22 protein-coding genes are annotated in these 21,522 nt (G+C 58.0%); 6 read left to right on the top strand and 16 right to left on the bottom strand.

The window, feature by feature from the left end:
- Nucleotides 1-98: 98 nt before the first annotated feature.
- From msrQ to K5D32_RS19940, 6 genes are all read right to left on the bottom strand, one after another.
- Nucleotides 99-719: a protein-methionine-sulfoxide reductase heme-binding subunit MsrQ gene (gene msrQ, locus K5D32_RS19965; protein WP_221593802.1), complete on the bottom strand. Its 621-nt coding sequence runs from the start codon at nt 717-719 to the stop codon at nt 99-101.
- Nucleotides 719-1,732: a protein-methionine-sulfoxide reductase catalytic subunit MsrP gene (gene msrP / locus K5D32_RS19960; protein WP_221601541.1), complete on the bottom strand. Its 1,014-nt coding sequence runs from the start codon at nt 1,730-1,732 to the stop codon at nt 719-721. Before msrP ends, msrQ begins: the two co-directional genes overlap by 1 nt.
- A 63-nt stretch (nt 1,733-1,795) precedes the next feature.
- Nucleotides 1,796-2,653, bottom strand: coding sequence for a CDP-diacylglycerol--serine O-phosphatidyltransferase (gene pssA / locus K5D32_RS19955; RefSeq protein ID WP_221577748.1), 858 nt, complete (start codon nt 2,651-2,653; stop codon nt 1,796-1,798).
- Nucleotides 2,654-2,798: 145 nt separating this feature from the next.
- Complete coding sequence (gene ilvC / locus K5D32_RS19950) at nt 2,799-3,815, bottom strand: ketol-acid reductoisomerase (protein ID WP_221601539.1); 1,017 nt, start codon at nt 3,813-3,815, stop codon at nt 2,799-2,801.
- 53 nt (nt 3,816-3,868) lie between these two features.
- Nucleotides 3,869-4,360 (bottom strand): acetolactate synthase small subunit, encoded by a 492-nt coding sequence (ilvN, locus tag K5D32_RS19945; RefSeq protein WP_025258538.1) that lies wholly within the window; start codon nt 4,358-4,360, stop codon nt 3,869-3,871.
- A gap of 2 nt (nt 4,361-4,362) precedes the next feature.
- Nucleotides 4,363-6,087: an acetolactate synthase 3 large subunit gene (locus K5D32_RS19940; protein ID WP_025258537.1), complete on the bottom strand. Its 1,725-nt coding sequence runs from the start codon at nt 6,085-6,087 to the stop codon at nt 4,363-4,365.
- A gap of 401 nt (nt 6,088-6,488) precedes the next feature.
- Between K5D32_RS19940 and K5D32_RS19935 the strand changes: the two genes are divergently transcribed.
- Nucleotides 6,489-6,908 carry a DUF4124 domain-containing protein gene (locus K5D32_RS19935; RefSeq protein WP_221601537.1) on the top strand — a complete coding sequence of 140 codons (420 nt, stop codon included), beginning with the start codon at nt 6,489-6,491 and terminating at the stop codon, nt 6,906-6,908.
- On the opposite strand, the gene K5D32_RS19930 is transcribed toward K5D32_RS19935, so the two are convergent.
- From K5D32_RS19930 to mrcB, 3 genes are read right to left on the bottom strand one after another with little or no spacing between them, the layout of a single operon-like run.
- Nucleotides 6,905-7,231: a YqcC family protein gene (locus K5D32_RS19930; protein WP_200994733.1), complete on the bottom strand. Its 327-nt coding sequence runs from the start codon at nt 7,229-7,231 to the stop codon at nt 6,905-6,907. The genes K5D32_RS19935 and K5D32_RS19930 overlap by 4 nt on opposite strands.
- Nucleotides 7,231-7,965: a M48 family metallopeptidase gene (locus K5D32_RS19925; RefSeq protein WP_221577747.1), complete on the bottom strand. Its 735-nt coding sequence runs from the start codon at nt 7,963-7,965 to the stop codon at nt 7,231-7,233. The genes K5D32_RS19930 and K5D32_RS19925 overlap by 1 nt, the downstream gene beginning before the upstream one ends.
- A gap of 16 nt (nt 7,966-7,981) precedes the next feature.
- Complete coding sequence (gene mrcB / locus K5D32_RS19920; RefSeq protein ID WP_221601535.1) at nt 7,982-10,306, bottom strand: penicillin-binding protein 1B; 2,325 nt, start codon at nt 10,304-10,306, stop codon at nt 7,982-7,984.
- A 130-nt stretch (nt 10,307-10,436) separates the two neighbouring features.
- On the opposite strand from mrcB, the gene K5D32_RS19915 reads away from it, so the two are divergent.
- Both K5D32_RS19915 and K5D32_RS19910 read left to right on the top strand, forming a co-directional pair.
- A complete protein-coding gene (locus tag K5D32_RS19915; RefSeq protein WP_221577745.1) occupies nt 10,437-11,972 on the top strand; it encodes a bifunctional aminoglycoside phosphotransferase/ATP-binding protein in 1,536 nt (511 codons plus the stop codon).
- A 95-nt stretch (nt 11,973-12,067) separates the two neighbouring features.
- A complete protein-coding gene (locus tag K5D32_RS19910; RefSeq protein WP_025258532.1) occupies nt 12,068-12,412 on the top strand; it encodes a pentapeptide repeat-containing protein in 345 nt (114 codons plus the stop codon).
- A 303-nt stretch (nt 12,413-12,715) separates the two neighbouring features.
- On the opposite strand, the gene deoC is transcribed toward K5D32_RS19910, so the two are convergent.
- The 5 genes from deoC to K5D32_RS19885 all read right to left on the bottom strand — a co-directional run bounded on the left by deoC (nt 12,716) and on the right by K5D32_RS19885 (nt 17,188).
- The gene (gene deoC / locus K5D32_RS19905; protein WP_221593808.1) at nt 12,716-13,495 is read right to left on the bottom strand and encodes a deoxyribose-phosphate aldolase; all 780 of its coding nucleotides are present in this window, start codon (nt 13,493-13,495) and stop codon (nt 12,716-12,718) included.
- A gap of 119 nt (nt 13,496-13,614) precedes the next feature.
- Nucleotides 13,615-14,397, bottom strand: coding sequence for a ChaN family lipoprotein (locus tag K5D32_RS19900; protein WP_221601533.1), 783 nt, complete (start codon nt 14,395-14,397; stop codon nt 13,615-13,617).
- 132 nt (nt 14,398-14,529) lie between these two features.
- A complete protein-coding gene (locus K5D32_RS19895; protein WP_221601532.1) occupies nt 14,530-15,297 on the bottom strand; it encodes a heme ABC transporter ATP-binding protein in 768 nt (255 codons plus the stop codon).
- Nucleotides 15,297-16,280: an iron ABC transporter permease gene (locus K5D32_RS19890; protein WP_221601543.1), complete on the bottom strand. Its 984-nt coding sequence runs from the start codon at nt 16,278-16,280 to the stop codon at nt 15,297-15,299. Before K5D32_RS19890 ends, K5D32_RS19895 begins: the two co-directional genes overlap by 1 nt.
- A gap of 50 nt (nt 16,281-16,330) precedes the next feature.
- Nucleotides 16,331-17,188, bottom strand: coding sequence for a hemin ABC transporter substrate-binding protein (locus K5D32_RS19885; protein WP_409372884.1), 858 nt, complete (start codon nt 17,186-17,188; stop codon nt 16,331-16,333).
- A 312-nt stretch (nt 17,189-17,500) separates the two neighbouring features.
- On the opposite strand from K5D32_RS19885, the gene K5D32_RS19880 reads away from it, so the two are divergent.
- Entirely contained in the window at nt 17,501-17,833 is a 333-nt protein-coding gene (locus tag K5D32_RS19880; RefSeq protein WP_221577741.1) for a Rieske (2Fe-2S) protein, read from the top strand.
- Here the strand turns inward: K5D32_RS19880 and sfsA are convergent, their stop codons facing one another.
- Both sfsA and K5D32_RS19870 read right to left on the bottom strand, forming a co-directional pair.
- Nucleotides 17,834-18,547, bottom strand: a complete 714-nt coding sequence (sfsA, locus tag K5D32_RS19875) for a DNA/RNA nuclease SfsA (RefSeq protein WP_221593812.1) — start codon at nt 18,545-18,547, stop codon at nt 17,834-17,836.
- Nucleotides 18,547-19,719, bottom strand: a complete 1,173-nt coding sequence (locus K5D32_RS19870; RefSeq protein ID WP_221593813.1) for a pyridoxal phosphate-dependent aminotransferase — start codon at nt 19,717-19,719, stop codon at nt 18,547-18,549. The genes sfsA and K5D32_RS19870 overlap by 1 nt, the downstream gene beginning before the upstream one ends.
- A 341-nt stretch (nt 19,720-20,060) precedes the next feature.
- Here K5D32_RS19870 and dksA point away from each other — a divergent pair, with 341 nt between their 5' ends.
- Nucleotides 20,061-20,501, top strand: a complete 441-nt coding sequence (gene dksA, locus K5D32_RS19865; RefSeq protein WP_025258522.1) for an RNA polymerase-binding protein DksA — start codon at nt 20,061-20,063, stop codon at nt 20,499-20,501.
- Nucleotides 20,502-20,611: 110 nt separating this feature from the next.
- Nucleotides 20,612-21,499 carry a tRNA glutamyl-Q(34) synthetase GluQRS gene (gene gluQRS, locus K5D32_RS19860; RefSeq protein WP_221577738.1) on the top strand — a complete coding sequence of 296 codons (888 nt, stop codon included), beginning with the start codon at nt 20,612-20,614 and terminating at the stop codon, nt 21,497-21,499.
- The last annotated feature ends 23 nt before the right edge of the window (nt 21,500-21,522 follow it).

Here is a 21,522-nt window from a genome sequence, read left to right as displayed (position 1 = left end):
AACTTGCAAACTATTGATTTACAAGGCTTTTTCAGTTCCGTCTGCGCCGGAAGTGGGGCGAATTATAGAGAGATTAAATCGCCCGTCAACACTTAATTTCAGCTTTTTATGGAACTATCTGTCTTGCGGGCAGCAATCCGGGGGATTCGCCTCGTAATCATTGGGATTCGCAGGATAAGCAGTACCGAACCAATGACTGCATATAAAGCCCACTCCTTCAGGTCAGCCCTGACAATCCACAGCATATGTAGCAGACCCAACCCCAGAATCACGTAAACCAGCCGATGCAACTTCTTCCAGCGCGCGCCCAATCGACGCTGGCTATACCGATTGGATGTCACCGCCAGCGCCAGCAACCCGAGAAAGCCAAGGCTGCCGACAATGATGTAGGGCCGCTTGACCAGCTCGACGCCCAACTGCCCCCAGTCCAGCCCGAGGATAAACAGCGCATACATCGTCATGTGCAGGACCACATAGGCAAAACACCACAACCCCACCTGCCTGCGAACTGCGATCCAGCCTGCCCAACCTGTCATTCGCTGCAAGGGCGTCAGCGCCAGGGTAATCAGTAGCAGGATCAGCGCCCCCAACCCCAGCCGTTCAACCAGAACCTTTCCAGGATCAGGCCCCAACGCAAATATCCAGGCCTGATAGAACCAGAGGACCGGAGCAACGCAGGCAGCCAGAAAAACGCCAACACGCCAGAACGGATATCGCATCAATAGTCCTTCCTCAGATCCATGCCGGCATATAAGGAAGCGACCTCATCGGCATAGCCGTTGAACATCTCGGTCTGGCGAAGGTTGGGACTGAACAACCCGCTCGGCAAGCGGCGCTCGCGGGCCTGAGTCCAGCGCGGGTGATCAACCGTAGGGTTCACGTTGGCGTAGAAGCCATATTCATTGGCCGCAATGCTTTGCCAGGTGGTTTTCGGTTGCTCGGCGACGAGGCTGATCCGCACGATGGATTTCACGCTTTTGAAACCGTACTTCCACGGAACGACCAGTCGCAGCGGCGCACCGTTCTGGTTAGGTAATTCCCGCCCATACATGCCGACCGCAAGGATGGCGAGCGGATTCATGGCCTCATCGAGTCGCAGCCCTTCTACATAAGGCCAGTCAATCAGGGCAAAATCGGAGCGTTGCCCCGGCATGGATTTAGGGTCCTGCAGCGTTTCAAAGCGGATGTATTTAGCCTTGGAGGTGGGCTCCACCTGCTTGAGCAATGCCGAGATCGGGAAACCGATCCAGGGAATCACCATCGACCAGGCCTCTACACAGCGAAGCCGGTAGATCCGCTCTTCCAGCTGGTAGGGTTTCATGAAGTCTTCAAGGGCATAGCGACCCGGCTTGGCCACCTCGCCATCAATGACCACACTCCACGGCTCGGTCGTCAATGAACCGGCATTACGAGCCGGATCACCTTTATCAGTCCCGAACTCATAGAAGTTGTTGTAGTGGGTCGCATCCTTGAAGGGCGTGATCGCCTCATCCTTGACGTTGACGGCCTGCCATTGGGTGCCTGGCAGTTTTTCCGTAAACCAGGCAGGTGCTTTCCCGGGCTCGGCATCTGCATAACGCGATGGATCTTGCGCACTCGCCAGACGCGGCATTGCCGAAACCGCCAGACCGGCAAGAGAAGTGGCAAGCAATGTACGACGAGAGAGATTGATTTTTTCAGGGGTAACGTCCGCCTCTTTGGAGTCGTACGTCGAAGGTATCTTGATCAGCATGGCAACTCCGTAAACCTGGTGAGCTTATGCACCTACAGTCTACGAAGTATGAGGGATATCCGATCAGTCGGCGGACTTGTGGCGACGAAGATGTAACAGGTATTGAACAGGCCCGGATAGCGCATAACCGAGGAAAATCAGCAGCAAAATGCGCGGCGGATCACTGAACACGACAGCGAATACCAATACGACCACCAGGATCGCAACAAACGGCACGCGACCTCTCAGGTCCAGCTCCTTGAAGCTGTTGTACTTGATATTACTGACCATCAACATGCCTGCCGCGGCGACCAGCAAGGCCACCAGGAAAGACAGTTTCGAGCCCTGGATTCCGAAGTCGCTGAAAGCCCAGACCGTACCGGCAACCACACCTGCCGCAGCCGGGCTGGCAAGACCGATGAAGTAGCGTTTGTCAGCCTTGCCCACCTGGGTATTGAAGCGAGCCAGTCGCAATGCTGCGCCGGCGACATAGATGAAGGCGACCATCCAGCCGACCTTACCCATATCCCCCAGCGCCCAGCCGAATGCCAGCAATGCCGGCGCAACACCAAAGGCGACCATGTCGGATAACGAGTCGTACTCGGCACCAAAGGCGCTCTGAGTATTGGTCATACGTGCCACACGACCGTCCAGACCATCGAGCACCATCGCGATAAAGATAGCGATAGCGGCAAAAGCGAAGTACTTGCTCGCAGCGGCCGAATCACCCGCGCTCAAGGCACTCTGGGCACTCATGGAACTGATGATGGAGTAGAAACCTGCAAACAGGTTTGCAGTGGTGAACAGGTTAGGCAGGAGATAAATCCCGCGATGACGGACCTTGCGCCCTTCGGCGTCGTGGCCTTCCTCAACATGTTCATCGATAGGTAGCAGACTTTCGGCGTCAGAGGCCTTGTTCGGCTCTTCAGGACGTTCGCTCATGGACATTACCTTGCAGCGGTTTGAAAAGGTTCGACAGGTGTCTGCGACGAACATTCGCCAGCAAACGATGCAGCTTTATACCAGACACTGGCCTCATAACGAAAAAACGCGGCCAATTGGCCGCGTCCTTTGAGAACAGAAGAACTTAGTTCTTGTTCTTGTCGACGATTTTGTTCGCCGCGATCCAAGGCATCATGGAGCGCAGTTTTTCGCCGATGACTTCGATACCGTGCGCAGCGTTGTTACGACGCTTGGCGGTCATCGATGGGTAGCCGGTAGCACCTTCGTTGATGAACATCTTCGCGTATTCACCATCCTGGATGCGCTTCAGAGCGTTGCGCATGGCCTGACGGGATTCAGCGTTGATGACTTCAGGACCAGTCACGTACTCGCCGTATTCGGCGTTGTTGGAGATCGAGTAGTTCATGTTGGCGATACCGCCTTCGTACATGAGGTCAACGATCAGCTTCAGTTCGTGCAGGCACTCGAAGTAAGCCATTTCTGGCGCGTAGCCAGCTTCTACCAGCGTTTCGAAGCCAGCCTTGACCAGCTCAACGGTACCGCCGCACAGAACGGCTTGCTCGCCGAACAGGTCGGTTTCGGTTTCGTCCTTGAACGTGGTTTCGATGATGCCGGTACGGCCACCACCAACGCCCGAAGCGTAGGACAGTGCAACGTTCTTGGCGTTGCCCGAAGCATCTTGGTAAACAGCGATCAGGTCAGGGATACCACCACCTTTGACGAACTCGGTACGAACGGTGTGGCCTGGAGCTTTTGGCGCGATCATGATCACGTCCAAGTCAGCGCGTGGCACGACCTGGTTGTAGTGAATCGCGAAGCCGTGGGAGAAAGCCAGGGTTGCGCCCTTCTTCAGGTTAGGCTCGACTTCGTTCTTGTACAGCTGAGCCTGGAATTCGTCCGGGGTCAGGATCATGACCAGGTCGGCAGCAGCAACGGCGGAAGCAACGTCAGTCACTTTCAGGCCATGAGCTTCAGCTTTGGCGACAGTAGCCGAACCTTTGCGCAGGCCAACAGTGACGTCAACACCGGAGTCTTTCAGGTTGCACGCTTGAGCGTGGCCCTGGGAGCCGTAACCGATGATGGCGACTTTTTTGCCCTGGATGATCGAAAGGTCACAGTCTTTGTCGTAAAAAACTTTCATGGAATTCCCCTGTTATCTATCTAGGCCTTCAGGCCATTTGCTAATTGAGTTAATTAAATGCTCAGCACTTTGTCGCCACGGGCAATACCCGTCACGCCACTGCGTACTGTTTCCAGGATAGCGGCAGTGCCGATGGCCTGAATGAAGCTGTCCAGTTTGTCGCTTGTGCCACTCAACTGTACGGTGTAGACGCTGGCAGTCACGTCCACGATCTGCCCACGGAAAATATCCGTGGTGCGCTTGATCTCGGCACGCTGAGCGCCAGTAGCCTTGACCTTGACCAGCATCAGTTCACGCTCGATGTGAGCGCTCTCGGACAGATCGACCAGCTTGACCACTTCGACCAGCTTGTTGAGGTTCTTGGTGATCTGCTCGATCACTTCATCGTGCCCCACTGTGGTCAGCGTCAGACGCGACAGGGTCGGGTCTTCGGTTGGCGCCACAGTCAGGCTTTCGATGTTGTAGTTACGCTGCGAGAAGAGCCCGACGACACGAGACAACGCACCCGGTTCGTTTTCCAGCAATAGGGAAATGATGTGCCGCATGATTATGTACGCTCCGTCTTGCTCAACCACATATCGCGCATGGAGCCGTCCTTGATCTGCATCGGATAGACGTGCTCGGTTACATCGACCTGAATGTCGATGAATACCAGGCGATCCTTCATGGCAAAGGCCTCTTCCATTTTCGGCTTCAAATCTTTCAGATCAGTGACCCGAATGCCGACATGACCGTAGGCTTCGACCAGCTTCACGAAGTCAGGCAGCGACTCCATGTAGGAATGGGAGTGACGAGCGCCGTAGCTCATGTCCTGCCACTGACGGACCATGCCAAGCACGCCGTTGTTGAGCAGGATGATCTTCACCGGCAGACCGTACTGCAGGCAGGTCGACAGTTCCTGAATGTTCATCTGGATACTGCCTTCGCCGGTCACACAGGCGACATCGGCATCCGGGAAGCTCATCTTGACGCCCATGGCTGCCGGGAAACCGAAGCCCATGGTGCCCAGGCCACCGGAGTTGATCCAGCGATTAGGCTTGTTGAAGCGGTAGTACTGAGCCGCGAACATCTGGTGCTGACCCACGTCGGAAGAAACGTAGGCTTCGCCCTTGGTCACTTCGCACAGGGTTTCGATGACCGTCTGCGGTTTGATGACACTGCCATCGCCACGGTTGTACGGGAACAGGTCGCCACCGGCACGCCACTCATCGATCTGCTTCCACCAGGCTGCAACGGACTCCTTGTTCGGGGTCTCGCCGATATCCTTGAGGGTCGCGACCATTTCGGTCAGCACGCTCTCTACAGGACCCACGATAGGCACGTCGGCCTTGATGGTCTTGGAGATCGAAGCCGGGTCGATATCGATGTGGATGATCTTGGCGTTCGGGCTGAATTTGCTTGCACCGTTGATGACGCGATCATCGAAGCGTGCGCCCACAGCCAGAATCACATCGGTGTGGTGCATGGCCAGGTTGGCGGTATAACTGCCGTGCATACCCAGCATGCCGACGAACTGACGGTCGGTGCCCGGATAGCAGCCAAGCCCCATCAGGGTATTGGTGACCGGAGCGTTGAGCTGTTTAGCCAGTTCGGTCAGCGGCTCGGAGCCGTTGCCCATCACCACGCCACCACCGGCGTAGATGATCGGACGCTTGGCAGCCAGCAGCATTTCGACGGCCTTGCGGATCTGGCCCGAGTGACCGCGGACAGCCGGGCTGTAGGAACGCAGCTTGGCTTTTTTCGGGAATACGTATTCGTATTTCTCGGCCGGGTTGGTCATGTCTTTCGGAATATCGACGACGACAGGACCTGGACGGCCGGACTGCGCCAGATAGAAAGCCTTCTTCAGGACTTCCGGGATTTCCGAAGGATGCTTGATCATGAAGCTGTGTTTCACGATCGGACGGGAGATACCGATCATGTCGGTCTCCTGGAACGCATCGGTACCCACCAGGGTGCTGGCAACCTGACCGGACAGCACCACCATTGGAATAGAGTCCATGTAGGCAGTGGCAATACCGGTGATGGCGTTGGTTGCACCCGGACCGGATGTCACCAGAACCACGCCGGCCTTGCCGGTGGCGCGCGCATAACCATCAGCCATGTGAGTGGCGGCCTGTTCGTGACGAACAAGAATATGGTTTACAGCCGGTTCTTTGAACAGCGCGTCGTAGACATGCAGAAGGGCGCCACCCGGGTACCCGTAAATGTACTTAACGCCTTCGTCACGCAAAAAGCGGACGACCATTTCAGCGCCAGATAAAAGCTCCACGTTGTTCACCTCTAAAACGCCAGAATACCGTTCACTGCGGAACGGGTCTTATTAGGTTTTACTGCCAAGCAGAGCATGAGCGACGGTGGTCGCCGACTACGTCAGCACTGACTGAGCAAGTATTGGGATGTCCCTGAGTGTTGCGGAACATTCCCACCCAGCGCGAGGTAACGCGTTGCGGGTGTTACAGGTCGGCGCGGGTGTGCGCCTCATGATCTACCGAGACGGTCTGCTTCTGGCAGTCCTTCTACAGCGAACTTTGAATTGTTGTGATTCGCCCCCCGCAAGTCAAGTAATCCGTGAGCTTTCTTCCAGGCAGCGGCTCATAAGGGGGACAGACCCGGACTCCAGAGCGCTGTATATGGTAGCTTTGCGACGCACAGAATTTTCAAGGAAGTACCATGCGCTGGATGATCCTCGCGGCTGCACTCTCGATGGCGGTAAGTACAACCAGCCAGGCGGCACCAATCTACAAATGGGTCGATGCACAAGGGGTCACGCATTTCGATGCGCAACCGCCTGCCGGGCAGCAGGTAGAAGAAATCAATGTGCAAAACCCACCACCCGCCCCTGCCGCATCAACGGCCAGCGAGCCGGATCCTCAACAGCAGGATATCGATGCCAAGGTCAAGAAACAGGTGAGGGCTCAGGAAGCCAGAATGGCCGACAATTGCGAAGTCTTGCGCACCAACCTTGCGCAACTGCAGAACAATCCGCGAGTGCGTGAGCAGACCGAGGGGGGAACAAAGCGCCTCACGGATGATGAACGCAAGGCGCGTGTTGCAGAAACGCAAAGGACGATTGCCGAATACTGCCGTTAAGACTGGCTGATCAGCTGGTCGAACTGCGCCAGAAGCTCCTGCAGTTTGCGTGCTTCACTCTGACGACTGGCGTAGACCATCTCGGCCATTTCCAGAATCCCCGACGAGTTGGGCAATGGAAGATCCCGCTCCAGGATGATTTTCATCCTCGGCAGGAAAATCCATTGCAGCCACTGCTCGAACTCCAGGGTATCGACGCTGAACGGCTCGGTGCTGGAAAGCGCTTCCTCGCTGGGCGGCGTATCACTCCACCAGCCCAGGACCCTCAACTCACGCTCGATCAGCAACAGTTGCTCAGCCACTTCAGGCAGACGCTGATCCATCAGAGATTGACCCGGGCTTTTTGACGCGCCAGCGCTGCGCCAGCCGCATCACCCTGCTTTTCACGAGACTGGGCAATCAGTTCCCAGAGGCTCGCCTGCAGGCTTGCACGACCATTGGCATAGGTCAGGGCGCGACGGGCCAGTTGTTCTGCCTGGGCTGGATCACCCTGGGCCAGACGCACCTGAGCCAGACGATAAAGCACTTGAGGCTCGCGCGGTGCCACTCGCTGGGCACGCTCAAGGCTCGACGACGCCCCATTGAGGTCACCGCTGCCTTGCTGCTGCTGAGCCGTGGTCAACAGAGCCAGTACCGGGCCATCCAGTTGCTCGTCAGCCGACAGGCCGGACGAACCGGACGGAATACCGGTCGGTGCCGACGCAGCCGGCATGCTGTAGTTGCTCACCGGAGCCGAATTGACTGGCTGCTGAGCAACCGGAGGCGTGTCGATGGTGAACGAGGACTGGGATGAAGGCGCAGAGAAGCTCTGGCCGGCACCTGCGGCACCACCACTGCCCGGAACCATCACGACCACACCGGAATCCTGCGGCACGGCCTGGGTCTGCGGAGCCTGGGCAGTATTGGCTCGATAAGCTGTATTGCGCGAAGCCGAAACACGCTCGCTGTTAGAAACCTTGGAGCCCGAATCCACGACCGGGATCGAGCCACGCTGCACACTGGAACAACCACTGAGCAACGCCAGGGTCGTTACAGCCGGAATCAACCATTTATTCACGTCACACCCTCATTGCTTAATTCAACCAACCCTTGACCCAGTCCAGCACTTCAGCGGCGGGTGCCGGGCTACCGCTACAGGAGGCACCGGGCTGAGGTTCACTGCCGCGAATATACGGCATCTGTACGGCATTCGGGCAATTGGCATCCGACCCCTGACCGGTCTGGGCATTGACCCAGGCCTGGACCACATTATCCGGCATTGCCATGTCCAGCGGCAGCGGGTCGGCCTTGCGCATGAAACTGGTCCAGACCTGCAAGGCGCCACTGGCACCGGTGAACGGCGTCTTGCCGTTATCGTCACGGCCCATCCACACCACTGCCAGCAGATCCTGACTGAAACCTGCAAACCAGCTGTCGCGCGAATCGTTACTGGTGCCGGTCTTGCCCGCCAGATTCAAGGTCGATGGCAAGACGCTGTAGACCGACTTGGCGGTCCCTTCGCGCATCACCCGCTGCATTGCGTTCTGCACCAGATAAATGGCGCCCGGATCGAAACGCTGCTCGATCTGGAACGGATAACGCTTGAGCGGTTCACCCTCGGCAGTCAAGACGCTTCGAATACCACGCATCGGGGTATTGAAGCCGCCGCTGGCAATCGTCTGGTACATGGTGGCGATTTCCATCGGACTCAAGCCGCCAGCCCCCAGCAGCATCGAAGGATACGCTGGCCATTCGCGTGTCACGCCCAGCTTGGCCAGGGTCTTGAATACATTGGGCACGCCCAGTTCAAGGCCCAGCTTGGCTGTCGAGAGGTTGTAGGAATGCGCCAGCCCCTGATACAGGAAAATATTCCCGTGGGCCTTGCGATCATAGTTCTGTGGTTTCCAGACCTGGCCATCCGCACCCTTGACCTGAAACGGCTCGTCGGCCACCCAACTGGTCAGGGTGTACTGGCTCGGGCGCTCAAGCGCGGTGAGATAGATCGCCGGCTTGACCAGCGAGCCGATAGGACGCACGGCATCGATGGCACGGTTGAACCCGGCGAATCCGGCCTGACGACTGCCCAGCAAGGCTTGCACCTCGCCAGTCTCGGGATTGGTCACGACCATGGCCGCCTCCACTTCGTCCGCCCCTTTGCGCCCGGCCAGTCGCTTGAACGTGTCGTCCATGGCCGCCTGGGACTTCATCTGAAGGATCGGATCGAAACTGGTGAAGATTCGCAGCCCTTCTTCGGTCAAGTCTTCGTCGCGATAGTCTTCACGCAACTGACGCTTGACCAGATCAAGGAATGCCGGGAACGAACTGTCCGCAAGACTGCCGGTCTTGGTCACACCCAGAGGCATCTTCTTGGCCGCCTCGACGACTTGCGCAGTAGCAACACCCTGTTGCTCCAACAAGTCGAGAACCAGATTACGACGTTCAAGAGCACGCTCGGGATTGCGACGCGGATTGTAATAGGAAGGCCCCTTGACCAGACCGACCAGCAACGCCACCTGATGAATCTTCAGCTCCGACAATGGCTGGCTGAAGAAGTACTGACTGGCCAGACCGAAACCATGCACCGCACGCTGACCGTCCTGGCCAACGAACACCTCATTGAGGTAAGCCTCGAGAATTTCCTGCTTGCTGTAATGCAGCTCCAGCAACACCGACATCATGGCTTCGGTGAGTTTGCGCGTGAGGCTGCGCTCGTTGGTCAGGTAGAAGTTCTTGACCAACTGCTGGGTCAGCGTACTGCCGCCCTGACGCATCTGCCCTTGCGAGGTATTGACCCAGATGGCACGGGCAATGGATTTGGGTGAAACCCCAAGATGGCTATAGAAGTCACGGTCTTCGACTGTCACCAGGGCATCGAGCAGATACGGCGGTGCCTGATCGAGCTTGATCAGGATCCGGTCTTCCAGATTTTTCGGATACAGGCCGCCGATCATCAGCGGTTCGAGACGGGCTACCGCCAGTTTTGCACCGCTGCTGCCAGAGGTCAGGTCCGCAACATAGTCGCCGGAAAAACGCACACGAACCTGCTGGGCAGGATCGGTGCCTTCATAGAACTGGAAGCCACGGGTATTGAGGTCGACTGTATTGCCGTTGACTGCAGCCGCGCCCGGGCCATTGGCTACGCTTTCGCGACGATAGCCCAGCGCGTCGAGCTCGATGAGAAAGTCATCGCGGCTCAGTTTCTGGCCGACGAACAATTCCAGAGGCCGGGCGTAGACCTTGGCCGGAATGGTCCAGCGCTTGCCGGAAAACTTCTCCTGGACCACCGCGTCCAGGTAAACGGCAACGCAAGCCAGCGCCACAAAACCGACGATACTGAGCTTCAGCACCCAGCCCAACCACTTGGGAAGGCCACGGGGAGCTGGTTTTTTGGAAGTACGAGAAGTGCGAGATCGAGTCATGGCCGCGGATTATACGCACTTTGCCAACGACCGACAGACACCTGCGCCAGCGGTTTGCAGCCTCGCGCCGAGCGGCCATAATGGCCGCCATGAGCACTTACATTCTGAATCAACTCTTGAAGGATCGTCCGTGAGCCAGTCACTGATTGCAGCCCTGCAGAATCCCGCCCTTTTTCCCCATCCAGTGGAGAACTTCCGGGTTATCGAGACGCACATTTCATGGGTCCTGCTAACAGGCAGCTATGCCTACAAATTCAAGAAACCGGTCAATTTCGGCTTTCTGGATTTCACCACACTTGCCGCCCGTGAACACTTCTGCAATGAAGAGCTGCGTCTGAACCAGCGCCTGACCGAAGGGCTCTATCTGGAAGTCATTCCGGTCACCGGCTCCGTAGAAGCGCCGCAACTGGGCGGCAGTGGTGAAGTCATCGAGTACGCCCTCAAGATGCGCCAATTCTCGCAAGAGGGCTTGCTCAGTTCCCTGCAAGCCAAAGGCGAACTGACGGTCGGGCACATCGACGAGCTGGCCAGGCAGATTGCCGATGCCCACCTCAGCGTGCCAACAGTCACTACCGAGAACGAGCTGGGTTCTCCTGACAGCGTCATGGCGCCGGTCCTGCAGAACTTCGAGCAGATTCGCCCGTTCCTCAGCGAAAAAGCCGATTTGTTGCAAGTTGATTCCCTGCAAGCCTGGGCCGAATCCAGCTTCGAGCGCCTCAAGCCTCTGCTTGCCCAGCGCAAGGCAGACGGTTTCATCCGCGAATGCCATGGCGACATTCACCTGGGCAATGCCACGGTCATCGACGGTAAAGTCGTGATCTTCGACTGCATCGAATTCAACGAGCCATTCCGCATGACCGACGTCTACGCCGACATCGGTTTCCTGGCCATGGACCTTGAAGACCGCGGCCTGAAATCCCTGTCGCGTCGCCTCATCAGCCAGTACCTGGAACAGACCGGCGACTATGCGGGCCTGGAACTGCTCAACTTCTATAAAGCCTATCGCGCCCTGGTGCGTGCCAAGGTCGCGCTGTTCAGCCAGCCTGCCGACGCCGACGAGACCCAGCGTGCCGCCACACTGAGCAAATATCGCAACTACGCCAACCTGGCCGAAAGCTACAGCGCCATTCCATCCAGTTTCCTGGCCATTACCCATGGCGTCTCTGCCGTAGGCAAAAGCCATGTGGCAATGCGTCTGGTGGAATCGCTGGGCGCCATACGCCTGCGTTCGGATGTCGAGCGCAAGCGCTTGTTCGCAGAGAGCGCCGAGCTTTATGGTGCCGAAACCAGCAAGGCAACCTATGACCGACTGCATGCTCTGGCAGAAATCATTCTGCGTGCTGGCTTCTCGGTGGTCATCGATGCCACTTATCTCAAACGCGAGCAACGTAATGCTGCGGCCAAAGCTGCCGAAACAACAGGTGTGCCTTTTCTGATCCTGGATTGCGAAGCGCCTCAGGCCGTCATTGCCGGCTGGCTCAAGCAACGCCAGGAACAGGGCAGCGACCCTTCGGACGCAACTCTGGAGGTGATCGAGGCTCAGCAGGCCAGTCGCGAGCCACTTGAGGCGGACGAAATCCTGCGCAGCAAGCACGTTGAAACCAGCAAAAGCAGTGACCTGGAAGAACTGGTCGAGAACCTTCGCCAGCGCTTGCCAGGAGTGTGAAATGAACGTCGAGCCGTTGGGCAGCTAGTGCTTCACGGCTCGACAATGATGGCGATATAATGGCGTCATAATTCCAACGAACCACAGAGGCACCCATGAGCCAGCCCAAGCAGCTCGATTCGCCGCTTTACATGCTGTTGCGTAGAGATGATGTCGAAGGCTTCAATCAGGAGAAGCCCAAAACAGGCACGATCGATATGGTCGGTGGGGATTTCCGTGGCCTGGACTTGCGTGCTCTTGATGCGAGGGGCATCGACTTTACCGACGCCTACTTCCGCTCTGCCGACCTTCGCGGCCTGGACTTGCGCCATACCCCGATGGAAGGCGCAAGCATCGCGCATGCACAAATCTCTGGAGCGTTCTTCCCGCCAGAGCTATCGGCGGACGAGATCCGCATGTCGGTGACCTTCGGGACCCGCATGCGCTACCACACCCGCTAGGCAACACCTGTATCAAGCCTGCGTGCGCAATGCATGCGGGCTTTGTGTTGCGTTGATTTTTTGATGTTTTTCTCCATCCCCTCTTCGCGAATGAATTCGCTCCTACCCGGATTCAACGGGTAAATTCATGTGCGAAAAAAGAACTGTTGACTTAGAAATGAGAATCGTTATGATTATCACAACCGGTCGCGAGACTGGCCGATAACCTGAAAGACCTTGGTTCGGACTTTCAGGATTATCTCCTCATCAGGCTAATCACGGTTTTTGACCCGGCTTTTTGCCGGGTCTTTTTTTGCCTGTCGTTCAGGTTTTTTTGAGGTCCGGCTCCAGTACGCCCAGGCGCACCAGCAAATCGTCCAGCAGCGTCGAAGACCCAAGGCGCACCCTGTCGACATTGATCCAGTGCGGCCCGAAACGGGAGCGCGCCATGTCCATGAAGCCCCTTGCATCGGCAAAAGTACGGATTCCTCCGGCGACCTTGAAACCCACCTGCCCGCCCACCTCGGCAATGGACTCCAGCACGATGCGCACCGCTTGCGGCGTGGTGCTGGCCAGCCCTCGACCGGTGCTGGTCTTGAGAAAGTCGGCACCACACAGAATGGCACTGCGGCAGGCATGCAGGATGATCTGAGGATCACGCAAATCACCGGTTTCGAGGGTGACCGTCAACGCGACGCGACTGCCGCACGCTGCCTTGCAGGCCGTGATCATATCCATGCCGGTCTGCTGATCGCCGGACAAAAGAGCACGAAACGGATAGACCACATCCACCTCGTCAGCACCAGACATCACCGCTGCACGCACCTCGGCCACCACAGACTCGATGCATGGGCCGCCATAGGGGAAGTTAGCCAACGCCACCACCCGGATACCCGGCGCCTGCAGACGATCAAGAGTCGTGCGTGCCAGACACACGAAACGTGGCGACACAGACACCGCCGCTATCGACCCCAAAGGCGTCACAGCGCGTTGACACAGGGCGACAATCCGCTGCTCGGTGTCATCACTGCTAAAGGCGAACAGATCAAGCAGGCTCAACGCCTGGAGAGCCAGTCGCTCATCATCTGCTGTCATTTCCTGCATGGCATCCCGCTCCGAAAAACATGAGCAGGACAATATAGGAGCGGCCCTTGCCTGACATGAGCACACCTTAGCCAGAGAAAAGGACTACACAAAGAAGAGAAAAAACCGAGCCCGTGGTATCAGGCCTCGGGTAAAGACTGACGAAGTTGAGCGCCAGAATCCTTTTCGGGAGTGGCTGCCGTATACCAGACGTAATCGGCACTCTGCGGCTCGACCTCTTCACCCATCCGGGCCATGAGCAGCACTACCGCAGGCTCGGTGACGCCAAGGTCAGCCAGATGCAAAGGCACTCCCACATCCTTGCGCACGTGCCAGGCATCGGCAAACAGCACACTTGGCAAGGGAGCGGCCAACAGGCTTTGCGCCATTCGCCGGTCGCGCTGTTGCTGAACCGCCAGCAGCGCAGGCAACCGATCCTCAGGCAACACGTCATGGCTATCACGAATCAGCGCCAGCAGCCGCTCACGCACGGCCGGAGCCGCAGAAAGAGAACCACTTGATTCGGGGGCCTGCCGGTAAGTCGTTATGATTTCATGGGTATCGAGATTGGCGGACATAACAGGATAAGGCTGAGCCAGCAGATAGCGCATCAGCGGGCCATACAACGACCAGTCCCAGGCCTTTTGCCAATTCAGCGCTACTGGCAAATCGGACGGGTATTTCTCCTGGGCCAGATCAGACTGAACCGCAGTGACCCTGGCCTGCTGATCGGGGTTCAGCATCTCCAGTAACAGACTGCCTTGCGGACGACGGGCAGCCAGCACCTGCATAAGCCATAACTCCAATGCATGGTGATCGGGGTTGTCGTGCTGCTCGCCAACCAGAACACGCGAAGCAACTGCCAGACGCTCGGCCAGTTGTTGCGCGCTCAGCGCCTGGCCACTCTTGTTGTCACGAATCATGCGTAAGTCCAAATGCCCATGCTCACCCGGGCCTTGCCGGGAGAGTAAATTTGGCAAATGAAGTGATATTTGGCAAGTATTGAGGCATATCAAGACCACAGCCAGAAAAAGACGCTTGGTGGACTTGCCCTTTCAACGCGCAATGATCAGCGGATGTCCCCTCTCGGGATGGCTCTGCACCAATACTTCCAGGCCAAACACGGCCTTGAGCGCATCCGGCTGCAAGACAACCTCGGGACGATCCAGCGAATAGACTCTTCCCTTGTCGAGCAACAATAGTCGATCACAGTAACGAGCCGCCAGGTTCAGGTCATGCAGGATGACCATCACGGCCGCGCCGCGATTGGCAAAATCTCGCACCGCCTGCAACGTGGTGTGCTGATGCAAGGGATCGAGCATGGACGTCGGCTCATCAAGCAGAAGCGTGCAATTGCCTGTTCCGGGCCAGAGTTGCGCCAGCACCCGTGCCAGATGCACTCGCTGACGCTCACCGCCCGACAGAGTCATGTAACTGCGTTCGGCAAGGTGCAGGGCATCGGCAGCCTGAAGCGCTTCACGCACCACCTGTTCATCGACTTCACGGCCGGTTTCATGAGGCAAGCGTCCCATGGAAACGACTTCATCGACACGAAACGCGAAACTCAGGGTAGAGCTTTGCGGCAGCACCGCCAGGTTTCGTGCCCGCTCGGCACCCGGCCACTGCGAGAGCAGCCGCTGCTGCAACCAGACGTCTCCTTGAGAAGGTTCGAGTTCTGCGCACAGGGCTGCCAGCAGCGTACTTTTGCCGGCCCCATTGGGACCGAGCACTCCCAGCACTTCTGCGGGTAGCAATTGCAGATCGATATCCGCCAGAACACTTTGCGTGCCCCTATGAATGTGCAGATTTTCGGCTCGTAACATCAGTGACGCCCTCTCACCAGCAGATACAGGAAGAATGGCGCGCCCAGCAATGCCGTGACGATGCCGATAGGCAACTCCGCAGGCGCCAGCACCAGACGGGCAAAAATGTCGGCAAAAAGCAACAGGCTGGCACCCGCCAACGCCGAGGCAGGTAAAAGAACCCGGTGATCCGGCCCCACCAGCAAACGCACCAGATGCGGCACCACAAGACCGATGAAACCGATCAGCCCGGCAGCCGCCACCGCCGCTCCGACACCCAGCGCCGTGCAAAAAACCAGCTCACGCTTGAGGGCTTCAACATTGATGCCCAGATGACGCGCCTCGGACTCCCCCAACAGCAAGGCATTCAGGGCTTTGGCCCGACGAGGCAGCCAGAAGATAATCGCCACGCACACCAGCAGCAGCGGCCATAAACGGGCATAAGTAGCGCCATTGAGGCTGCCCATGTTCCAGAAAGTGAGCGTACGTAGCGTGGCGTCATCCGCCAGATAGGTCAGCAGACCGATGATCGATGCCGACAACGCCGTCAGCGCAATACCGGCCAGCAGCATGGTAGCAACGCTGGTCTGGCCATCTCGCCGGCCTAGCCGGTACACCATGCTGGTCACCACCAGCCCACCGACCACCGCACAGATCGACAACAGATAAGGCGCGATAACCTGCGGGACATTTCCCCACAAGGCACCGCCCACAATCGCCAGTGCCGCCCCCAGCGCAGCACCACTGGAAACCCCGACCAACCCCGGATCGGCCAGCGGATTGCGGAACAGCCCCTGCATCGCCACCCCGGACAACGCCAGCACCGCGCCAACCGCCAGGCCCAGCAAAGTGCGCGGCACACGAATCTGGCCGAGGATCAGTTCAGCTTGCTCAAGATTCTCCCCCGCCACCGGCATCCCCAGCAGCCGCAAAGCCGCACGCAAGGTATCGGCCAACGGCAGACTCACCGGCCCGAGGGCCAGCGACAGCCAGAATGCAGCGATGCACAGGACTGTCAGCCCGATAAACAGAGCACGCGCTGATATCAGGGCTTTCATGGTTCAGAGCGAACGGCAGCGCTCAAAGGCTTGGCCGCAGGGTAAAGCGCCTGAGACAACTGTTGCAGATTGTCGGGCAGACGTGGGCCCAGACCACCCACCAGCAGCGCCGGGTCCAGATCGAACACCCGGTCATCACGCGCCGCAGGCGTGGCGGACAATGCAGGGTTTTCCCTGAACAGCGCCTTGCGAGCAGCATCACCACGCAGGGCGCGATCGGCCACGATCAGTACCTGTGGAGCCAGCCCGGCCATGGCCTCGACCGAAAACACCTTGTACCCGTTATGGGTCGCCAGATTGCGACCGCCCGCCTGTTGAATCAACCAGTCGCCAGCCGTCCCCTTGCCGGCAACCATGGGCTTGCCGCCGCCATGGCCCACCAACAGCAGGACACCTGGAGCCTCAGCACCTTTCTGCGCCTGGACGATCCACTGCTGCTGGTTATCCAGTTGCTGTTGGTAACGTTCGATCAGGCGAGCGGCCTGCTGCGGAGCACCCAACAGCACCCCAAGGCGTTGCAGGTTGCTTTTCAGGGTTGCCATGTCCGCCCCTGCCGGGAGCACTTCAACCTGTACCTTGGCCGCACGCAATTGTTCCAGCACAGGTGGAGGCCCCATCTCCTCGGTCCCGACCAGCACGTCCGGACGCAGGCTGAGAATGCCTTCGGATGACAATTGGCGCTGATAACCGATGCTCGGCAACGACCTGAGCGCTTCCGGGTATTGGCTGGTGGTATCGACACCCACCAGCCTGGACTGGCCGCCCAACGCAACGATCCACTCACTCAATGCACCACCAGCACTGACCCAGCGTTGCGGGGCTTCGGCGCTGGCAGGTTGTGCAGCTTGCGCCATATGACTGAAGGCAATTCCGACCAGAGCCGCACATACGCTGCTATTGAAAAATCGCATGAAGATTTCCTTTCAAGAAGCCCGGACCCTGGCAGTTTTAATGAGCACCGGTGATGGGCAAAACGTTTCAACGTGGCAAGCACTCCTTGGGAGGCGCTCGCAACAAGGGGCGAAATTGTCCGCGAACATGCAGGATCGACGGATTAAGATTGCATTAAGAGGCAGGCCTCATTGCTCTCTTGCCGTCGTCAATTCGAGAATCGGAGTCATTTGATAATTGTTTTCATTTAAACGTCAAGCCGGTGAGCACGCTTCATGAAACGTCTATGTGCCGCTGCCGACCTTCCCGAGGCAGAAAGTCGCGGGTTTGAAACCGAAGGGCTGAAACTGCTGGCAGTACGTCGCCATGGTCAGGTGTTCGTCTACAAGAATCGCTGCCCCCATCGCGGCATTGCGCTGGAATGGGAGCCGGACCGGTTTCTGGATGACAGCGCGAGCCTGATCCAGTGCGCCAGCCATGGCGCACTGTTTCTGGTCGAGAATGGAGAATGTGTTGCGGGGCCTTGCGAAGGACAATCGCTGACTGCAATCCCCTGCCGGGAAGACGCCGAAGGCATCTGGGTCATGCTGCCTGACGATAACGAATAGTCAGATAAGGCCCTGAACCTGCAGACGCCTGTCGATGCGAATCTCTTCAGGCGTCAGTTGCACCCCATAGGCCAGTACCTCGACACCCGCTGCTACCGCTTCGCGCAAGGCAGCGGCATAGGCCGGGTCGATTTCTTCTGCCGGACGCACAGCATCAATACCGGTGAGGTTTACGCAATACAGCAAGACGGCACGCACACCCTCGCGAGCCAGAGCCGCCAGCTCACGCAAATGCCGGGCACCACGCTGGGTAACCGCATCGGGAAACGCCGCAACAGCCGACTCATCGAAGCCCAGCGTGACGCTCTTGACCTCTACATAGGCATAGCCTTCGGGGTATTCGAGGCGAAAATCCACCCGGCTTTTTTCCTGCCCGTAAGCCACTTCGCGCTTGAGCGCCATAAAGCCGTTGAGCTCGCTGATGACCCCGGCGCGCAATGCTTCCTCGACCAGGGTATTGGCTCGTCCGGTATTGATGCAGGCAAAACGTCCCTGAGGTGTTTCGCTGATTTCCCAGGTCCCCGGCAGCTTGCGCTTGGGATCATTGGAGCGACTGAACCAGACGCGCCCGCCCGGCAGCATGCAATTGAACATCGAACCGGTATTGGGACAGTGAATGGTCAGCAGCTCGCCGCTATCGGTTTCGATGTCGGCCAGGAAGCGTTTGTAGCGAATCAGCAGACGACCCTGCTCAAGTTCAGGAGAAAAACGCATCAGCCTTTCCAGCTCCGCAAGCCACGAGCAATCCGCTCCACCGCCTCTTCAAGCCTTGGCAGGCTTTGGGTGTAAGCAAAGCGCACATGATGCCCCGCCTGATAACGCCCGAAATCCAGACCCGGAGTGAACGCAATGTGTTCGGTCTCGAGGAAGTGCCGGCAGAAATCAAAGGCATCGCCACCAAAGGCGCTGATATCGGCATACAGATAGAAAGCCCCTTCAGGCTCCACGGCGATACCAAAACCCAGCTCGCGCAAGGCAGGCAAAAGGAAATCGCGGCGGCGTCCGAACTCGGCGCGGCGCTGCTCGAAAATCTCGATGGTCTGCGGCTCGAAACAGGCCAGCGCTGCATATTGAGCCATGCTCGGGGCGCTGATATAGAGGTTCTGCGCCAGCTTCTCCAGATCGGCAACCGCCTCGGGAGGCGCCACCAGCCAGCCCAGACGCCAACCCGTCATCCCGAAATATTTTGAAAAACTATTAAGGACGAACGCGTCGTTATCGACCTCCAGCACGCTGCTCGCGTCAACGCCGTAGGTCAGGCCGTGATAGATCTCATCCACCACCAGATGGCCGTTGCGTGCCTTGAGCGTGCGGGACAACGCGGCCAGCTCATCCACATGCAGAAGCGTGCCTGTTGGGTTGGCCGGAGAGGCGACCAGAGCACCGACGCTGTCCTGATTCCAGTGCTGCGCAACCAGTTCAGGTGTCAGTTGATAACGCTCCTTCGGCCCGACCGGTACCAGTTGCGCAGCACCTTCCACCAGACGCAGAAAGTGCCGGTTGCACGGGTAACCCGGATCGGCCAGCAGCCAGTGCTTGCCGGGATCCACCAGCAGACTGCTGGCCAGCAGCAGCGCTCCTGAACCACCGGGCGTGACAAGAATTCGCTCCGGGTCGATATCCAGCCCATAACGCCGGGCATAGAAACCGGCGATGGCCTGGCGCAATTCCGGCAGGCCACGGGCAGCGGTGTAGCGGGTCTTGCCGGCCGCCAGCGCCGCCTGCCCGGCCGCAACGATGGGCTCTGCCGTGGTGAAATCGGGCTCGCCGATTTCCAGGTGAATGACATCGTGGCCCGCCGCCTGTAATTCATTGGCCCGCGCCAACAGCGCCATGACATGAAAAGGTTCGATGGCGCGACTACGCTCACTGTAAGGCTGGGCCATTTTTCTTCCTTAAATGAAACACGAATCAGAAACATAACGGTCATGAACATTCGGCGGGATTCTAACCAACCGTTTGCAATGCACTACTTTAAATCATGAAACGTCAGTACTTGTTGAATAGAAAATAAAAAGACGGGGACAGCCGCTACACGCCTTGATGACAGCGAGCTTGCATGACAGGCGTCCCGTTCGGGGAACAAGCGAGACGATGCTCGACAACCGGGAGTAGCGCACCACGATTTGATCTGGTAAGTTCGCCCGCTTGCAGTTGCAGGGCCGACAGGGGTCGGTGATGGAACAATCCTGCGCAATAGATTAGAAGAGTGAGAGGCGGTCCCTAAATGCCCACCCCAGAAAAGCAACAGAATCATCTAATCAGTGGCTTTGAACCCTACGTGGAAAAAAAGGGTGAAGAGTACATGGGCGAGCCGATGCGCGCGCATTTCACCAAGATCCTGAACAAGTGGAAACAGGATCTGATGCAAGAGGTCGACCGCACGGTAGACCACATGAAGGACGAAGCTGCAAATTTCCCTGACCCGGCAGACCGAGCCAGCCAGGAAGAAGAATTCAGCCTGGAACTTCGTGCCCGCGATCGTGAGCGCAAGCTGATCAAGAAGATCGACAAGACGCTGCAACTGATCCTGGACGAAGAGTACGGCTGGTGTGAGTCCTGCGGTGTGGAAATCGGCCTTCGCCGTCTTGAAGCACGCCCGACTGCCGATCTTTGCATCGACTGCAAGACACTGGCAGAAATCAAGGAAAAACAGGTCGGCAAGTGATCTGCTGACTGCCTTGAACAAAAAGACGCTTCGGCGTCTTTTTTGGTTTCATGAGTAGTGTTTTTCGCGAATGAATTCGCTCCCACCCGCGCTATGGTTTGGATGCAACCATGAAAAACCCGGCCTATATCGGACGCTTTGCGCCAACCCCCAGTGGTTACCTGCACTTCGGCTCGCTGGTCGCAGCGCTCGCGTCCTACCTCGACGCCCGCGCCGCGGGTGGCAAATGGCTGATGCGCATGGAGGACCTGGACCCGCCTCGGGAGGTTGCCGGGGCGCAGGCTGCGATTCTGGAAACCCTTGAGCGTTATGGCTTTGAATGGGACGGCGAAGTCGTGCGCCAGAGCCAGCGTCACGATGCCTATGCCGAAGTCCTGAATCGCTGGTTCAGTCATGGCCTGGCCTACGCCTGCACCTGTTCGCGCAAACAACTGGAAGGTTTTCAAGGCATCTACCCCGGCTTTTGCCGCAATGCCGGGCACGGGACCGAAGACGCCGCGATACGCATTCGTGTGCCAGAACTGGAATACCGCTTCATCGACCGGGTACAGGGCGCCTTTCAACAGCACCTGGGGCGCGACTCCGGGGATTTTGTCATTCAGCGGCGCGACGGCCTGTATGCCTATCAACTGGCGGTAGTGATTGATGACGCCTGGCAGGGCGTGACCGATATCGTGCGCGGCGCAGACCTGCTGGACTCGACGCCTCGCCAGCTCTATCTCCAGGAACTGCTCGGGCTGCCACAGCCGCGTTACCTGCATGTGCCGCTGATTACCCAGCCGGACGGCCACAAACTCGGCAAATCCTATCGCTCTCCCCCATTGCCAGCCGATCAGGCGACGCCTTTATTGCTCAGGGCACTGCGAGCCCTCGGTCAGCCCACGACACCCGAACTGTCCTGCGCCAGCGCAAGGGAAGTACTCGACTGGGGTATCGCACACTGGGATGCCATGGCAATACCGCGCACGAGCACAATTGAAGAAGCACGAATAGACTGAGCTAGAGCGGTCGCGTAAAACTC

Origin of the sequence: Pseudomonas cichorii (assembly GCF_019719005.1) — a bacterium.
GTDB lineage: Bacteria > Pseudomonadota > Gammaproteobacteria > Pseudomonadales > Pseudomonadaceae > Aquipseudomonas > Aquipseudomonas cichorii_E.
This window is presented reverse-complemented; position numbering and strand designations above follow the sequence as displayed.

What these genes read in the sequence shown, in the direction of transcription:
- K5D32_RS19910 (WP_025258532.1), top strand. Translation starts at nt 12,068, where the DNA reads ATGAGCCAGCCCAAGCAGCTCGATTCGCCGCTTTACATGCTGTTGCGT.
- K5D32_RS19930 (WP_200994733.1), bottom strand. Translation starts at nt 7,231, where the DNA reads ATGGATCAGCGTCTGCCTGAAGTGGCTGAGCAACTGTTGCTGATCGAG.
- deoC (WP_221593808.1), bottom strand. Translation starts at nt 13,495, where the DNA reads ATGCAGGAAATGACAGCAGATGATGAGCGACTGGCTCTCCAGGCGTTG.
- dksA (WP_025258522.1), top strand. Translation starts at nt 20,061, where the DNA reads ATGCCCACCCCAGAAAAGCAACAGAATCATCTAATCAGTGGCTTTGAA.
- msrP (WP_221601541.1), bottom strand. Translation starts at nt 1,732, where the DNA reads ATGCTGATCAAGATACCTTCGACGTACGACTCCAAAGAGGCGGACGTT.
- K5D32_RS19880 (WP_221577741.1), top strand. Translation starts at nt 17,501, where the DNA reads ATGAAACGTCTATGTGCCGCTGCCGACCTTCCCGAGGCAGAAAGTCGC.
- K5D32_RS19895 (WP_221601532.1), bottom strand. Translation starts at nt 15,297, where the DNA reads ATGTTACGAGCCGAAAATCTGCACATTCATAGGGGCACGCAAAGTGTT.
- K5D32_RS19900 (WP_221601533.1), bottom strand. Translation starts at nt 14,397, where the DNA reads ATGATTCGTGACAACAAGAGTGGCCAGGCGCTGAGCGCGCAACAACTG.
- ilvN (WP_025258538.1), bottom strand. Translation starts at nt 4,360, where the DNA reads ATGCGGCACATCATTTCCCTATTGCTGGAAAACGAACCGGGTGCGTTG.
- mrcB (WP_221601535.1), bottom strand. Translation starts at nt 10,306, where the DNA reads ATGACTCGATCTCGCACTTCTCGTACTTCCAAAAAACCAGCTCCCCGT.
- msrQ (WP_221593802.1), bottom strand. Translation starts at nt 719, where the DNA reads ATGCGATATCCGTTCTGGCGTGTTGGCGTTTTTCTGGCTGCCTGCGTT.
- K5D32_RS19935 (WP_221601537.1), top strand. Translation starts at nt 6,489, where the DNA reads ATGCGCTGGATGATCCTCGCGGCTGCACTCTCGATGGCGGTAAGTACA.
- gluQRS (WP_221577738.1), top strand. Translation starts at nt 20,612, where the DNA reads ATGAAAAACCCGGCCTATATCGGACGCTTTGCGCCAACCCCCAGTGGT.
- pssA (WP_221577748.1), bottom strand. Translation starts at nt 2,653, where the DNA reads ATGAGCGAACGTCCTGAAGAGCCGAACAAGGCCTCTGACGCCGAAAGT.
- K5D32_RS19870 (WP_221593813.1), bottom strand. Translation starts at nt 19,719, where the DNA reads ATGGCCCAGCCTTACAGTGAGCGTAGTCGCGCCATCGAACCTTTTCAT.
- K5D32_RS19885 (WP_409372884.1), bottom strand. Translation starts at nt 17,188, where the DNA reads ATGGCGCAAGCTGCACAACCTGCCAGCGCCGAAGCCCCGCAACGCTGG.
- ilvC (WP_221601539.1), bottom strand. Translation starts at nt 3,815, where the DNA reads ATGAAAGTTTTTTACGACAAAGACTGTGACCTTTCGATCATCCAGGGC.
- sfsA (WP_221593812.1), bottom strand. Translation starts at nt 18,547, where the DNA reads ATGCGTTTTTCTCCTGAACTTGAGCAGGGTCGTCTGCTGATTCGCTAC.